Origin of the sequence: Nannocystis punicea (assembly GCF_026965555.1) — a bacterium.
GTDB classification, from domain to species: Bacteria; Myxococcota_A; Polyangia; order Nannocystales; family Nannocystaceae; genus Nannocystis; species Nannocystis punicea.
In genome coordinates this window covers 5,199,315-5,212,538 of sequence record NZ_CP114040.1, presented here as the reverse complement: position 1 = coordinate 5,212,538, position 13,224 = coordinate 5,199,315, and the positions used below count along the sequence as shown (strand labels likewise).

The following is a 13,224-nucleotide window of genomic DNA, read 5'->3' as shown; positions in this document are numbered from 1 at the left end:
CGAGGCGCACGGGTAACATGTCCTTCAGGGCAGCTCGATACGCTGTCCTTCAGGACAGCTCAAACCGCCGAGCCCGAGGCCCTCGGGCTGAACACCAGTCTCTCGGGACAGCCAGTCTGTCCTTCAAGACAGCCGCGTCAGAACCGCAGCCCGAGGCCCTCGGGCTGGAGGCGCAGGCGGGCGCCTTCGTCGAGGTCGTCGGCGCGCTCGTCGCGGGCCGCCTGGATGGCGATGCCGGTGATCGCCCCGGCCGCGGCTGCGATCGCGATCGTCGTCACCCAGAAGTACCACTTCTTCACGATCCGCTCGCGCTTCGCCGGCGCCTTCTTCGGCCCCTCCGCGACGGCCGGCTTCGGGTGCAGCGCGGCCTCCTTGTCGGCGCGGGACTTGTCGAGCGCCGCGCGGTGGGTCGACGCCGCCTCGTCGGCGACTGTCCCCCGGGACATGTCCTCCAGCGCAGCCAGCTGCGCCTCCGCGGCCTCGCGGTCGGCCCCCTTCGGCAGCGCCGTCAGGTGCCCCTTCCAGGCCGCGCGCGCGCACGCGTAGTCGGCCAGGCGCTGGCACACCTCGGCCTCGCGGCGCCAGTTGTCGGCGCTCGGATCGGCCTCGCGGGCCTTCTCGGCCAGGCCGCGCGCCGTCCCGAGGTCCCCGGCCGCCAGGGCCGCGTCGACCGTCGCCGGCGCCTCGGCCGGGCCGCCCGGAGCCGCCGCGGCCGGCCGAGCGAGGGCGAACACGAGGGCGCCGACCAGCGCGCGTCGCCAACCCGCCGCACGCGGGCGCTGGCGCCAGAGAGTCTCACTCGTCGTAGACATCGGTCTTGATCTTCGGCCCCGCCTCGCGCGGACCCGGCTCGGTTGTACCAGCTTTGCGCGGCGCTTTCTTGCCCCGCTTCTTCGGCGCCGAGACCTCCGGATCGGTCGCCGTCGCCTCGGGTTCGGCCGCAGGGCCCGTCGTCGCCGCGGCGCCGGGCGTCGCGGACCCGGACTCGGTCCCCGAGGTCGAAGCCCCGCTCGTACCCGTCGCCGGACCCGGGTCGGCCACCGGCGGCGAGGACCCCGTCGTCGCCGACCGATCCTGCGAGTCGGCCGGCTCCGGGCCCCCCGGCGCCGCGTCCACGGTTCGCGGCGGACCAGACCCCGGAGACGCGAACGGCAGCGCCACCCCGACCCCGTCCGGTGCAGGAGCGGGCGATCTGTCCGCGCCCGCCTCGTCGCGCGGCATCAACACCCACGCCACCAGCCCGCCCGCCGCGCACGCCAGCACCAGCGCCGCCACGCGCAGGCTGCCGGCCGCCGTACCTGGCCGTGAGGACATGTCCGTTCGCACCGCTGCGGCCTCCGCCGCGCCCCCCGAGTCGGTGGCCGGGCCGTCCGCTCGCGCCCGAGCGGCGCGCGAGCTCGAGGCTGTCCCCGCGGACAGGCTGTCTCCCGCCGAGCCCGCCGAAGCCGCGCCTGCGGACGAGCCCTTCGCCCCGCGCGACATGGAGGCTCCCGAGCGCTCGTCCGCGCCTGTCCCCACGGACAGCTCGAGCTCCGGCGCCAGCGTCGCCGCCGTCGCGCTCGCCCGCGCGAACCCTGCCCCCTGCGCCGAGCGCTCCGCGCCTGTCCCTGCGGACAGGTCCAGCCCCGGAACCAGCGTCGCCGCCGTCGCGCTCGCCCGCGCGACCCCGGCCCCCTGGGCCGAGCGCTCCGCGCCTGTCCCTGCGGACAGGTCCAGCCCCGGAACCAGCGTCGCCGCCGTCGCGCTCGCCCGCGCAAGACCTGCCCCCTGGGACAGGTCCGCTCGCCCCGCCCCGCCCCGCTCGGCGCCGTCGACGGAACCTGCCCCTCGGGACATGTCCGTCAAGACCTGTCCCTCGAGCCGCTGCGTCGAGCCCTCCTCGATCGCCTGCGTCGCCGCCGCGGCCGACACCGGTGCCTCCGCCCCGAGCCACAGGTTCGCCACCGCGACGGGCTCGCGCTCCAGCACCGCCAGCAGCGCCGCGGCCACCGCGTCGCCGTCGCCGGGTCGCGCCTGCGGGTCCTTGCGCAGCAGCGCCAGCGCCAGCTCGGCCAGGGCGTCGGGGATCCGCCGCTGCGGGGCCGCCTGGCGCGGGTCGAGCGGCGGCTCGCGCAGGTGGCGAGCCACGATCTCCATGAAGCCGTCGGCGAGGAACGGCACCTGCCCGGTCAGCGCCTCGTAGAGGATCACGCCGAAGCCGTAGAGGTCCGCGCTGCCGTCGCCGGTCTCGCCGCGGATCCGCTCCGGCGCCATGTAGAACGGCGTCCCGAGCAGCGCGCCGGCCTGCGTCTGGACCGCCGCGCCGGCCTCTCCGGCGAGGCCCGGGAGCAGCTTGGCGATGCCGAAGTCGAGGATCCGCGGCTGCACGCGCCCGTCGTTCGTGCGGGCCAGGAACAGGTTCGCCGGCTTCACGTCGCGGTGCACGATGCCCGCGCGATGGGCCGCCGCCAGCCCGCGCGCCACCTCGGCCAGCCAGCGCAGCACCTCCTCGGCCCGCTGCGGCCGCAGCAGCGCCTCCTCGAGGCTCTCGCCGCGAAGCAGCTCCATCGCCACGTAGACCTGGCCGTCGGGCAACGCGGCGCAGTCGAACACCGGCACCACCGTCGCGTGCGGCACCTTGCCGGCGAGCACCGCCTCTTGCAGCAGCCGCGCCGCCGCCTCGCCGGTGCCGGCGTCGCGGCGGACCAGCTTGAGCGCCAGTCGGCGGCGGAGGAACAGGTGCTCCGTCTCGTAGACGCGGCCCATCCCGCCCTCGCCGATGACCGAGACCACCCGGTAGCGGCCGTCGATCACCGCCCCGTTCCGGAGCGGGGGATCGGCCTCCGCCGGCTGCCAGTCCGCGCGCGCCGTCCGCGTCAGGCGGACGGCCGCGGACTGCGGCTCCGCCGGCGTCTGCGGGGCCAGCGTCGCCAGCGCGTGTGCGTCCGGGGCCACGCGGCCACGGTACCAAAGGGCGCGGCCCGGGTGATATAGGAGCCCCGGTGTCCAAGGGAACCAAGAAGATCGACGACCTCGCCGAGCTGCTCGAGCGGACCGGCGGGGACGCGCAGCGGCTCGAGGTCGTGCGGCGGACCCAGCGCTTCAAGCGCTCGTGGATCGAGCTCGCGGAGGCGCTCATCAAGGTCCGCGCCGGGCGGGCCTACGAGCGCTGGGGTTACGACGACTTCCACGCCTACTGCGCGCAGGAGTTGACCCTCAAGAAGGCCACCGTCGACAAGCTGACCGTCAGCTACTCGACCGTGCAGCGGCACGCCCCCGAGGTGCTCGAGTGGGACGGCGTCGCGCGCACCATCCCGACCGTCGAGGCGATCGACTACTTCTCGCGCGCGATCGGCGACGGTCCGGCCAACGATCTCAGCGAGGGCGAAGAAGAGCCCGCGCCCTCCCGCCGCGCGCCCCCGCGCCCGCACGCCCCCGAGGTCCTCACCGAGCTCAAGTCGGCCGTGTTCGACGAGGGCCAGCCGGTCGCCGAGCTGCGCAAGCGCTTCGACCCCGTCCTGCATCCGCGGCCCAAGGGCGCCGAGAAGCTCGACATGCTCAACAAGGCCTCCGCCGCCGCGCGCAAGCTCGCCGAGCTGCTGCCGGACCTCGACGGCCTGCCGGAGAAGCGCGTGCGTCGGCTCGAGGAGGAGCTGGGCGCCTTGCGCGACGACATCGAGGCCCTCGCCGAGCCGCTGCGCGAGAAGGTCGCCCGGGCCGCCAAGCGGACCGCGCCGCCGCGCCTCCCGGCCGCCCAGGGCGGATGAGCGTCGATGCCCGCTAGCGGGTCCGCACGGACCTCGGACACACTGAGCGGGGAGCCATGGACGAACCGCAGCCCGACCTCGACGTCCAGGCGCCGGCGCCCGCCGAGCGGCGTGACCGGCTGGCGTGGCTGCGCGAGTACCTGTTCCCGAGGACAGTCACCTTCGACCCGAGCCCCGGGCGCCAGGTCTGGCTCGCCGCCGTCTACGCCGTGCGGCGGTGGTTGTTCGTCGATCGCAGCACCACCCTCGCCTCGAGCCTCGCGCTGCAGACCCTGCTCTCGCTGGTCCCGTTCGCCGGCCTGATCCTCACCCTGCTCGGCCTGCTCGGCGAGGACAGCGGGCGCAGCTTCATCAACCGGGTCGCGCGGGCCTTGATCCCCGACCCCGGGCGCTCCGAGGTCATCAGCGCCCAGGTCTACGACCTCGCCTCGCGGGTCACCGTCGAGAACCTCGGCGTCATCGGCTTCCTCGGCTCGATCGGCGGCGCCATGCTGCTGTTCATCACCCTCGAGGACGCGATGAACCAGATCTGGCGCGCCAAGCTGCGGCGCTCGATCGTGGCCAAGTTCGCGATGTTCTACACGCTCACCACGCTGGCCCCGCTGGTGATCTTCTTCAGCATCACCCAGTCGATCGTCGCCCGCTTCACCGACCAGAACTTCTCCGTCATCCCCTACCTCAGCACCGACATCGCCTTCATCGTCCTGCTGCGGTTCTTGCCGGCCACTTCCGTCACCTGGAGGGCCGCCGTCGTCGGCGGGGTCGTCGGCGCCACCCTGTTCGAGTTCGGCAAGCGGGGCTTCGCCCTCTACCTCGGCACCTTCCGCACCTACGAGGGCACCTACGGCGCGCTCGCCCTGATCCCCGTGTTCTGCGTGTGGGCCTACCTCTCGTGGCTGATCGTCCTGCTCGCCGCCGAGATCGCCTACGTCGTCCAGCACATCGCCGTGGTCCGCCGCGACGGCTTCGTCAACCCCAGCCTGCGGCGCGACCCCGAGGGGGGCGTCAGCGCCGCCCGCCTGGCCGCGCGGATCGTCCTCGCCATCTGCGACCACTACGACCGCCGCGGCGCCCCGCTCGCGCTGCAGGCCCTGGCCTCGCGGTTCCGCGTCGAGGCCACCCGCCTGTCCGACGTCCTCACCCGCCTCGAGGCCGCCGGCGTGGTCCTGCGGCTCGTCGGCGACGACAACGGCTACGTGCCCGCGCGCCCGCTCGACCAACTGCGCGTCCTCGACATCCTGCGGCTGTTCCGCGCCGACGTCGACCAGCCGCGCAACGACAGCCTCACCGAGCTGTTCGAGCGCTGCGACCGCGGCGAGGCCAGCGTCCTCGGCGAGGTCACCTACCAGCACCTCATCGAGCAGGCCCGCGAGCGCCGCGCCGCCGGCGGAGTCACCTGACCTTCGCGCCCTGTCCCTTCGGACCTGGGCGAAGCGCCCTGTCCCTTCGAACCTGCCCCTTCGGGCCTGTCCTCAGTACCAGGTAAACGTCAGGCCGAACGTACCGGCCGCGCGCAGGCCGAGCTGCGGCGCCGCCATCCCGTCGCCGCGGATCATCAGCCCGAGGTTGAAGCGGCGGGCCAGCCAGAACTCGTAGCCGAGGCCGACGCCGAACGCGAGCCCGACGGCCGCGCGGCTGATCCCCGCATTCGGATTGACGATGTCGGTGGCCACCTCGGCCTGCACGAAGGTGCCGAGCCCGGCCGCGCCCTGCAGCACCAGGCCCTTGCCCTTGATCGGGTAGCCGATGACCTCGGCCAGCACCGCGAGCAGCGCCTGGCCGCGGCGGGCCCCGCCAAGCGTCATCGACAGCAAGCCGCCGACCAGCAGGTTGTCGCGGACCCGGCCGCCCGCTCGCACCTGGCCGAGCAGCGCCACCGACAGCGCGTTGCGGCCGCCCTCGGTGCGGCGCAGGTTGCCGGCGCCGAGGCCGACGCCGAACCCCGCGTACCAGTTGTGGCGCACGCGCGTGGCCGTCTCGACCTCGACCGCCGGCGGTCGCGGCGACGCCGGCGCCGCCGCCGGTGCGGGCCCCTCGGCCACCGGCTCCAGCGTGGGCTCCTGGGCCTGCGCCAGCGCCGGGGTCAGCGAGAGGGCGACGATCACGGCGACGCGCGTGAAGGCGCGCCCGTGCAGCGACGAGCCGGGCATCGGCGGCGACTATACCGAAAGTCCTGCGCCCCGGTGAAGCCGCCGCGGCGGCGATGCCGGCGACCGGACGGTCGCGTCGCAAACCACGACCCATTTATTCAAACCGGCCCTGCGCCGAGCGGCGTGAGGCAATTATCGGGGTACCCCGCTTTACAAGGCGCGTGAGCATTGTGTCAAATTCACGCATGTCCGACTCGTCAGTGCGCCCCGCCCGTGCCCCCCTCGCCGCGGCGATCCTCGGCCTCCTCGCGCTGATCGGCTTCGACGCCTCCGCGGCCGCGCCGAGCAGCGCGTCGACGAACCTCTCGGCCGCGACCGCCCCCCCGGCCGCGCCGACGCCCACCCCCGGCCCTGCGCTCGGCGGGCCCAAGGGCTCCGGCGAGGTCAAGCCGCGCATGTGGGCCGTGAGCCTGTCGAACATGGTCGTCTACGAGAACGGCAGCGGCTACCTCTACGGGTTCTGGCGGCAGTTCGGCGACCCCGTCGAGAAGCCCGCGCGGCTCTACTGGGGCCGCGGCTGCCCCGACATCAGCGATCGCGTCTACCACGTGCTGCAGGCCGGCTTCGCCCAGCAACACCAGTACTTCCTGATCGTCGACCGCGACCCCGATCCGCGCCAGCCGGGGGCCTTCTGCGTCCGCGGCGTCGAGCTCGAGAGCCGCTTCAACGCCCCGCCGCCCGCGCCCGCCAATCCCGCCCCGCCGCCCGCGCCGGCGAAGGCCCCGGCGCCCGGCAGCAAGTGACAGGCGCCGCGCCCGCCCCCTGATCGCCTCGCGGCCGCCGAGGCCCGCGGACGCACCTGCACGCACCGAATCGCCTCGCCCGCAGGGCGCGAATCACCGGATCGCCTCGCTACCGACAAGTCCCGCGTGGCCCCCTGTGCGCCCCCGTCGCGCGAATCACCCGCTCGCCTCGCTACCGCCGAGTCCCGCGTGGCCACCTGTGCGCAGCGCCTCGCCCCCGTCGCACAAAATCATAGGATCGCCTCACGGCCGTCGAGGCCCGCATACGCTCTGTGCGCAGCGCCTCGCCCCCGTCGCACAAAATCATAGGATCGCCTCACGGCCGTCGAGGCCCGCATACGCCCCCGGTGCGCGGCCGGTCGCCTCGCTCGTCGCAAAAAACACCGGCTCGCCCCACGGCCCTCGAGGCCCGCATACGCCCTGTGCGGGGCCAGTCACCTCGCCCGCGTCCGCGAATCACCGGCTCGCCTCACGGCCCCCGAGTCCCGCGTACGCACCTGTGCGCAGCGAATCGCCGCACCGTGCCGCGCCGTGCTCACCGTTCGCGCCGCGAGCTCGCCGCGTCTGCGTCCGTCGAGCCCCGCGCCTCTCCGCCTGCGCGCGTGATCGCCTCGCCGCTGCGGCGGCCGGGCGACCGGCGCAGGCTCTTCTGCGAGCCGTCCGCTCGTGAGCACCTCGCGGCTGCAGCACCCGGATCGCCCCGGCACGGCGCGGGGGCGCAAGGCCGCGGGGCGCCTCGTCCTATCGCGGGGTCGGTGAAAAGCTGCGATACTGCGGGCTTCGGACGGCCTGCGCCATGAGACACCCCCGCCCCCTGCTCTCGCTCTCGCTGCTCATCCCCGCGCTCGCGGCGTGTCCCGGCGACCCGGGCGACACTGACGGCGACAGCACCACCACCGAGACCGGCACGGCCGCCGACACCGACACCACCGACGCGCCCACCACCGGCGAGCCCGCCGCTCCCCAGGTCCCGACCGACCGCTTCTTCCTGCGCATCGACGACACCCCGCCGCCGCCGGTCGTGCTCGAGATGGACAAGGCCAAGGCGCTCGAGATCTTCGGCGAGGTCGCCGCCAGGGACATCAAGCTCATCGAGCTCGACAGCACCCCGCTGCTCGACAACGTCCTCTCGACCATCCAGAGCTCGTGCGGCGACAAGTGGAACGTCTACGACCCCGCGGTCCTGAACGGCGACCTGCCGGTCGATCCCAAGCACGACTGCAACCTCACCCCGCTGGGCAAGCTGTACGACGGCGACCCTGACGCCAACGACCCGGCCTTGTGGCGCACCTCGCCGCAGTTCGCCATGGTCCGCCTCCTCACCATGACGCCGCGCAACGCCAACGTGGCGACCACGGTGATGGAGGACTTCCAGTACCTCTTCTCGCTCTACGACAACGAGACCGTCAACGGCCTCACCTTCAGCGACGTCCTCGCCGCCAGCCTGTTCTGCGGCGGCCACGAGCTCGGCTCGGTCCAGTGCACCGAGAAGCTCAAGGACTCCAAGCTCGACAAAGCCCACGAGGGCGACCTGCACACCCGGCCCTTCATCCCGATCGCCGTCCTGCGTGACGCGCTCAAGGTCACCCTGCTCGCCTCGCACCCCAACATCGCCAACAGCGAGGGCAAGCTGCCGGTCACCCTCTACGACGCGCTGATGGACATGCAGCCGCTGTCCGACAAGCTCGGCCCGACCGGCGATCACCCCGGCCTGCTCGTCCCCGACGACGCCGACTTCACGACCTACAGCGACGCTCTCACCTCCGAGTTCAAGATGGTCGCCACCGCCGCCAGCAACCTGCGGCGCGTCGACGGCATCGACGCCTCGGACGGCGCCGGCGAGATGTTCCTGAGCCTCGCCGCCGCCCCGCTCGCCTTCGACTTCAACGACCCCGACAAGGTCCAGATCGAGGGCATCGCCGCCAACCCCACGGTCGACATGCGCATGGCGATCGCCGAGCTCGACACCAAGGTCGCGTCGTGCACCGACGGCCACGCCACCTGCGCCCCCAACCTCCCCGACAGCCCGCTGGGCGACACCTACGTGTGGTCGCAGCCCGAGTGGTCGCTCGAGCGGATCGTCGCCCAGGCCGCCTACCTCGCCTTCAAGGACCTCGACTACCCGTTCTACTGCTTCGCCCCCGGCCTGCCGTGCCTGGCCGGCGCCTCGATCGGCACCATCGAGCCCGGCTGGGCCGAGTTCGACATCCAGGTCCCGAACCTCGTCTCGCCGGCCCCGCAGTACCTGTGGGAGATGCTCCTCGCCGTCGCCCAGGACATCATCCACGACCCCGCCGGCAACGACGCCTTCATGCGCGACATGAACGGCAAGATCGTCGGCGGCGAGCAGAACACCGCCGACAACCTCGCGGAGGGCGCCGCGCGCCCGGTGTTCGCGCTCAAGGGCGTCCCGATCGGCTTCACCGCCGAGGAGATGATCGCGCAGATCCGGCCGACCCTGCAGAGCCAGTCCGACAAGATCGCCGACGTGATCCTCGGCAACTACTGGACCTCGAACGGCCGGCTCGACTTCTACTACCGGCGCGCGGCCGACGGCGGCACCCCGTACCTCTTCTTCGTCGGCCCCGACGACAAGCGGCCCGACGCCGACGATCCGCTGGCGCTGGCCGCCTACGACTACGCCAAGCCCGGCTTTTTCGCCGACGCCGAGCTGACCGACAAGCTGTCCTCGACCGCCGTCGACGGCGTGACCGACACCGAGCACGAGAAGTACCGCCTGCCCGAGGGCGAGTCGACGCTGTTCATCCAGGACGACGCCGGCGACACCTACGAGCTGCGCTTCACCGTCCCCGCCGGCGGCGACCCGGTCGAGATCGTCGTCCGCGTCCGCAAGCTGTGAGCAGCAGGTCGGCCCCCACCGCCTCCTGTCCCTTCCTTCCTGTGCGTTCCGCCATGTCCCGAAATACCCCCCACGTCCCCCTCATCCTCGCCGCCCTGCTCGCGCCCGCCTGCGTCGAGGAGGTCACGGTGCCCGAGCCGCCGGCCGCGGTGGAGGTCGCGCTCGGCGCCGAGCGGCGGGTGGAGCTGCGGTTCCTCCGCCTCGACGCCAAGGGCTTCGTCCAGGAGCTGAGCCTCGCGGACATCCAGGAGCGGTTCCCGGAGAAGATCTTGCGCGAGACCTGGCTGCTCGACATGGATCTCGAGCCGCTGATCCGCAACGCCCTGCTGACCCTGATCGCCACCCCCGAGGCGGACGTCCCGCAGCTCCCGCGCAGCGCCCAGAACATGTGGAAGCTGCTCAACATGACCGCCAAGTCGACCAGCCTCGACGGAACCTCGCTGGCGCCGCTCATCGGCGTCGGCGAGGCCGTCGGCCTCGGCCCGGCGACCATCCTCGCCGACCTGATCGCCGTCGATCCCAACGAGCCGATCATCACCGTCGACCTGACCACCCGCGCGGTCATCGACAACGTCGTCGGCACCCACCCGAACGCCCAGTTCCGCCCCGGCCCGGTCGACGCCGAGCACCCCGACGGCAAGTACCCGGTCGCGCCGGGCAGCCTGCCGGTGAGCCTGTGGGACGTCGTCACCGACTTCGCCGAGATGCCGGTGCGGTTCGGCCCGGCCGAGGCCCCCGACCCCGACGACCCCGATCACCCCGGCTTCATCGGCGGCGCCTTCAAGTTCAAGGCGACCACGCCCGACTTCAAGATGGTCGTCAAGGTCGACCTCAACGCCCTGCCGTACAAGGGCCTCGACCTGACCGATGGGACAGTCGCCAACGTCAACAGCACCAAGAGCCAGATCTTGAGCGCCTTCGACTTCACCAGCGAGGACTGGATGAGCATCGAGGGCCTCGTGCCGGCGCTGGTCGTCGAGGAGATGACGATGACCATCGACGAGGACAAGGAGTTCGTCGCCAGCGGCGCCAGCCAGGAGCCGGCCCCGCTCGGCGACTCGGCGGTGTGGCAGAAGCCGCGCTGGCTGTTCGAGCGGCTGATCGCCGAGGTCGCGGTCGCCCGCGCCGCCGCCATCCCCGCTCACTGCAGCGAGTACGGGCCCAAGGGCCAGGTCGACCCGCCGTTCATCGCCGTGCAGGCGTGCATCGGCCAGGGCGACTTCACCGGCGACGGCTTCGACCCCGACGCCGAGGCGCCCGCGCACTGGACCTCGATCGCCATCGACGACAGCGTCTTGCTCGACTCGCCGCCGCCGCCGCCGTCCTACTTCTGGGACGTCCTGCTCGAGGTCGCCCAGGTCCGCCTGCACGACGGCGGCCTCGCCGAGGGCGAGGGCGACATCAGCTTCACGCTCGAGCAGGTCCCGGTCGGCACCACCGTCGACGACCTGGTCGCGCAGATCAAGGGCAACATCCAGAAGAACCCCGCCGCCCTGTCGGCCATCGCCGAGCTGCTCAACGAGAACACCGAGGGCCGGGCCGACTTCTATTATTACGTCCCCAAGGGCGACAACCCGCCCGAGCTGCAGGGCGACTGGCTGTACTTCGTCACCGCCGCCGACATCGAGAACGACGACGAGGGCGAGCCCGTGCGGCCCTACGGCTACAAGAAGCCCGGCTTTTTCCGCGACGCCCAGCTGACCGACAAGGCCTCCGAGGTCGTCGCCATCGACGGCGACACCAGCCACGAGAAGGTCAAGATCGCCGCCGGCGACGTCCTCTACCTGCTCGACGATCAGCAGCGCCTGTTCAAGCTCGTCGTCGAGGACAAGCCGGCTCCGCACAGCGTCGCCCTCACCGTCACGCGCTCCCGCTGAAACCTGCCCTCAAGGCCAGCCATGACCACGCGCCGCCTCGCCCTCGCCACGTCCGCCCTCGCGGCCCTCCTGGGCCCGGCCGGCTGCATCGACGACATCGCCGTCCCCGCGGCCGAGGTCCCGACGGAGGCCGCGATCGGCCAGCCGAAGCGGGTCGTCTTGCGCTCGCTCCGCTTCGAGGTCGAGAACTTCGAGCAGGCGATCACCCTCGAGCAGATGCGCAAGCTGCCGCGCAAGATCCTCGACGACCTGTGGCTGCTCGACTACGACCTCACCGAGTCGGTCACCGTGGTGCTCGACGAGCTGCGCGCGCTGCCGCCGGACGAGGCCGACGCGCTGGCGCCGGCGGCCCAGAACATGCGCCGGCTGCTCAACATGACCGCCGACAACGTCGACCTCGAGGGCACCAAGCTCGAGGAGCTCATCTCGCTGTCGGCGGCCGTCGGCGTGCCGCCGGCCAAGGCGTTGGCGGCGCTCATGCAGATCGGCGTGACCGACGACGCCATCCCGCCGAAGGTCGTCTCGGAGGTGTTCCTCGACGAGCTGCTCGGCTCGCACCCGGCCGCCCAGTCGCGCAAGGGGGCCGTCGACGGCGACCACCCCGACGGCCTGTGGCCGATCGCCCCGCGGGCCCTGCCGATCACCCTCGGCGACATCGTCTACGCCTTCGAGAGCCTGCCCGACCGGTTCGGCCCCGCCTCGCTCGACCCCGCGGATCCCAACGCGCTCGTCCACCCCGGCTTCGTCCTCGCCGCCTCGGGCATCACCGAGGACGCGTTCACCATGTTCGTGCGGGTCAACCTCAACGCCCTGCCGTACAAGGGCGTCGACCTCACCACCAATTACGTCGCCAGCGTCAACAGCACCGCCAGCCAGATCCACGAGGTGTTCGACTTCACCGACCCGGAGTGGATCCGCGTCGAGGGCCTGTCGAAGGAGCTCACGATCTCGGAGATGACCGTGCGCGTGCTCGAGGACGACGCCTTCGTCCCCGGCGGCGACGCCCGCGAGCCGCTGCCGACCGGCAACTCGCCGGCGTGGGACCTGCCGCCGTGGCTGTTCGAGCGCCTGATCGCCGAGATGGCCCGGCGGCGCACGGTCGAGGGCATCGGCCCGCACTGCGACGAGTACAAGCTCGGCACCGACGTCGTCGCCTTCGAGGCCTGCGTCGACGCGACCGGCTGGACCGAGATGAAGACCTTCACCGACGTCGGCAACCCGCCGCCGCCGGCCTACCTCTGGGACCTGCTCAGCGAGGTCGCCCAGGTCCGCCTGCACGACGGCGGCCTGGCCGAGGGCGACGCCGACGTCGAGTTCACGCTGCGCGACATCGAGATCCCGCTCGACGAGCCGGCCATCGTCGCCCAGATCAAGGCCAACCTCGAGCGCAACCCCGAGGCGCTGATCGGCATCACCGAGCAGCTCAACGACAACGCCGACGGCGACGCCGACTTCTACTACTACAAGCCCGCCCCCGCGGCCGGCGGCGAGGGCGGCGACTACCTGTTCTTCGTCACCGAGGCCGACCTGCGCAAGGACGCCGACGGCCTGCCCGCGCGCCCCTACGAGTACGAGCGGCCCGGCTTTTTCGCCGACTTCGAGCTCACCGACAAGCGCTCGTCGAAGGCCGACATCGAGGGCGACACCACCCACGAGAAGGTCCGCGTCGCCCCCGGGGACGAGCTCTACGTCGAGGACGACGACCGCCGCCGCTACAAGCTCCGCGTGCTCGACAAGCCGAGCGCCAACAACCTCGCCATCGAGCTCACCCGCACCCGTTGACGCCCCCGCCGCCCCACGCCTAGCCTGTCCTCACCTGCGCTTTCGGACCTGCCCGTTCGGACCTGG

The 13,224-nt window shown here is 72.5% G+C and carries 9 protein-coding genes; 6 read left to right on the top strand and 3 right to left on the bottom strand.

Going from position 1 to position 13,224, the window contains the following annotated elements:
* Positions 1-137: 137 nt before the first annotated feature.
* The gene (locus O0S08_RS20140; RefSeq protein WP_269040822.1) at positions 138-812 is read right to left on the bottom strand and encodes a hypothetical protein; all 675 of its coding nucleotides are present in this window, start codon (positions 810-812) and stop codon (positions 138-140) included.
* Entirely contained in the window at positions 796-2,934 is a 2,139-nt protein-coding gene (locus O0S08_RS20135) for a serine/threonine protein kinase (protein ID WP_269040821.1), read from the bottom strand. Before O0S08_RS20135 ends, O0S08_RS20140 begins: the two co-directional genes overlap by 17 nt.
* Before the next feature lie 47 nt (positions 2,935-2,981).
* On the opposite strand from O0S08_RS20135, the gene O0S08_RS20130 reads away from it, so the two are divergent.
* Together O0S08_RS20130 and O0S08_RS20125 are read left to right on the top strand one after the other, a co-directional pair.
* Complete coding sequence (locus tag O0S08_RS20130; protein ID WP_269040820.1) at positions 2,982-3,746, top strand: hypothetical protein; 765 nt, start codon at positions 2,982-2,984, stop codon at positions 3,744-3,746.
* Between the two features lie 56 nt (positions 3,747-3,802).
* Positions 3,803-5,146: a YhjD/YihY/BrkB family envelope integrity protein gene (locus O0S08_RS20125; protein WP_269040819.1), complete on the top strand. Its 1,344-nt coding sequence runs from the start codon at positions 3,803-3,805 to the stop codon at positions 5,144-5,146.
* Between the two features lie 72 nt (positions 5,147-5,218).
* Here O0S08_RS20125 and O0S08_RS20120 read toward each other — a convergent pair whose 3' ends face one another.
* Positions 5,219-5,896 (bottom strand): hypothetical protein, encoded by a 678-nt coding sequence (locus tag O0S08_RS20120; RefSeq protein ID WP_269040818.1) that lies wholly within the window; start codon positions 5,894-5,896, stop codon positions 5,219-5,221.
* Between the two features lie 185 nt (positions 5,897-6,081).
* Here O0S08_RS20120 and O0S08_RS20115 point away from each other — a divergent pair, with 185 nt between their 5' ends.
* The 4 genes from O0S08_RS20115 (at position 6,082) to O0S08_RS20100 (ending at position 13,158) form a co-directional block, all read left to right on the top strand.
* On the top strand, positions 6,082-6,639 hold the full coding sequence (locus O0S08_RS20115) for a hypothetical protein (protein WP_269040817.1): 558 nt from the start codon (positions 6,082-6,084) through the stop codon (positions 6,637-6,639).
* Positions 6,640-7,435: 796 nt separating this feature from the next.
* A complete protein-coding gene (locus tag O0S08_RS20110; RefSeq protein WP_269040816.1) occupies positions 7,436-9,499 on the top strand; it encodes a hypothetical protein in 2,064 nt (687 codons plus the stop codon).
* Positions 9,500-9,552: 53 nt separating this feature from the next.
* Positions 9,553-11,376 (top strand): acetyltransferase, encoded by a 1,824-nt coding sequence (locus tag O0S08_RS20105; protein WP_269040815.1) that lies wholly within the window; start codon positions 9,553-9,555, stop codon positions 11,374-11,376.
* A gap of 21 nt (positions 11,377-11,397) precedes the next feature.
* Positions 11,398-13,158 carry an acetyltransferase gene (locus O0S08_RS20100; RefSeq protein WP_269040814.1) on the top strand — a complete coding sequence of 587 codons (1,761 nt, stop codon included), beginning with the start codon at positions 11,398-11,400 and terminating at the stop codon, positions 13,156-13,158.
* Positions 13,159-13,224: the final 66 nt, after the last annotated feature.

Bases quoted from the DNA above. Each gene is read 5' to 3' on its own strand.
- O0S08_RS20125 (WP_269040819.1), top strand. From the start codon at position 3,803: ATGGACGAACCGCAGCCCGACCTCGACGTCCAGGCGCCGGCGCCCGCC.
- O0S08_RS20120 (WP_269040818.1), bottom strand. From the start codon at position 5,896: ATGCCCGGCTCGTCGCTGCACGGGCGCGCCTTCACGCGCGTCGCCGTG.
- O0S08_RS20100 (WP_269040814.1), top strand. From the start codon at position 11,398: ATGACCACGCGCCGCCTCGCCCTCGCCACGTCCGCCCTCGCGGCCCTC.
- O0S08_RS20140 (WP_269040822.1), bottom strand. From the start codon at position 812: ATGTCTACGACGAGTGAGACTCTCTGGCGCCAGCGCCCGCGTGCGGCG.
- O0S08_RS20110 (WP_269040816.1), top strand. From the start codon at position 7,436: ATGAGACACCCCCGCCCCCTGCTCTCGCTCTCGCTGCTCATCCCCGCG.
- O0S08_RS20115 (WP_269040817.1), top strand. From the start codon at position 6,082: ATGTCCGACTCGTCAGTGCGCCCCGCCCGTGCCCCCCTCGCCGCGGCG.
- O0S08_RS20105 (WP_269040815.1), top strand. From the start codon at position 9,553: ATGTCCCGAAATACCCCCCACGTCCCCCTCATCCTCGCCGCCCTGCTC.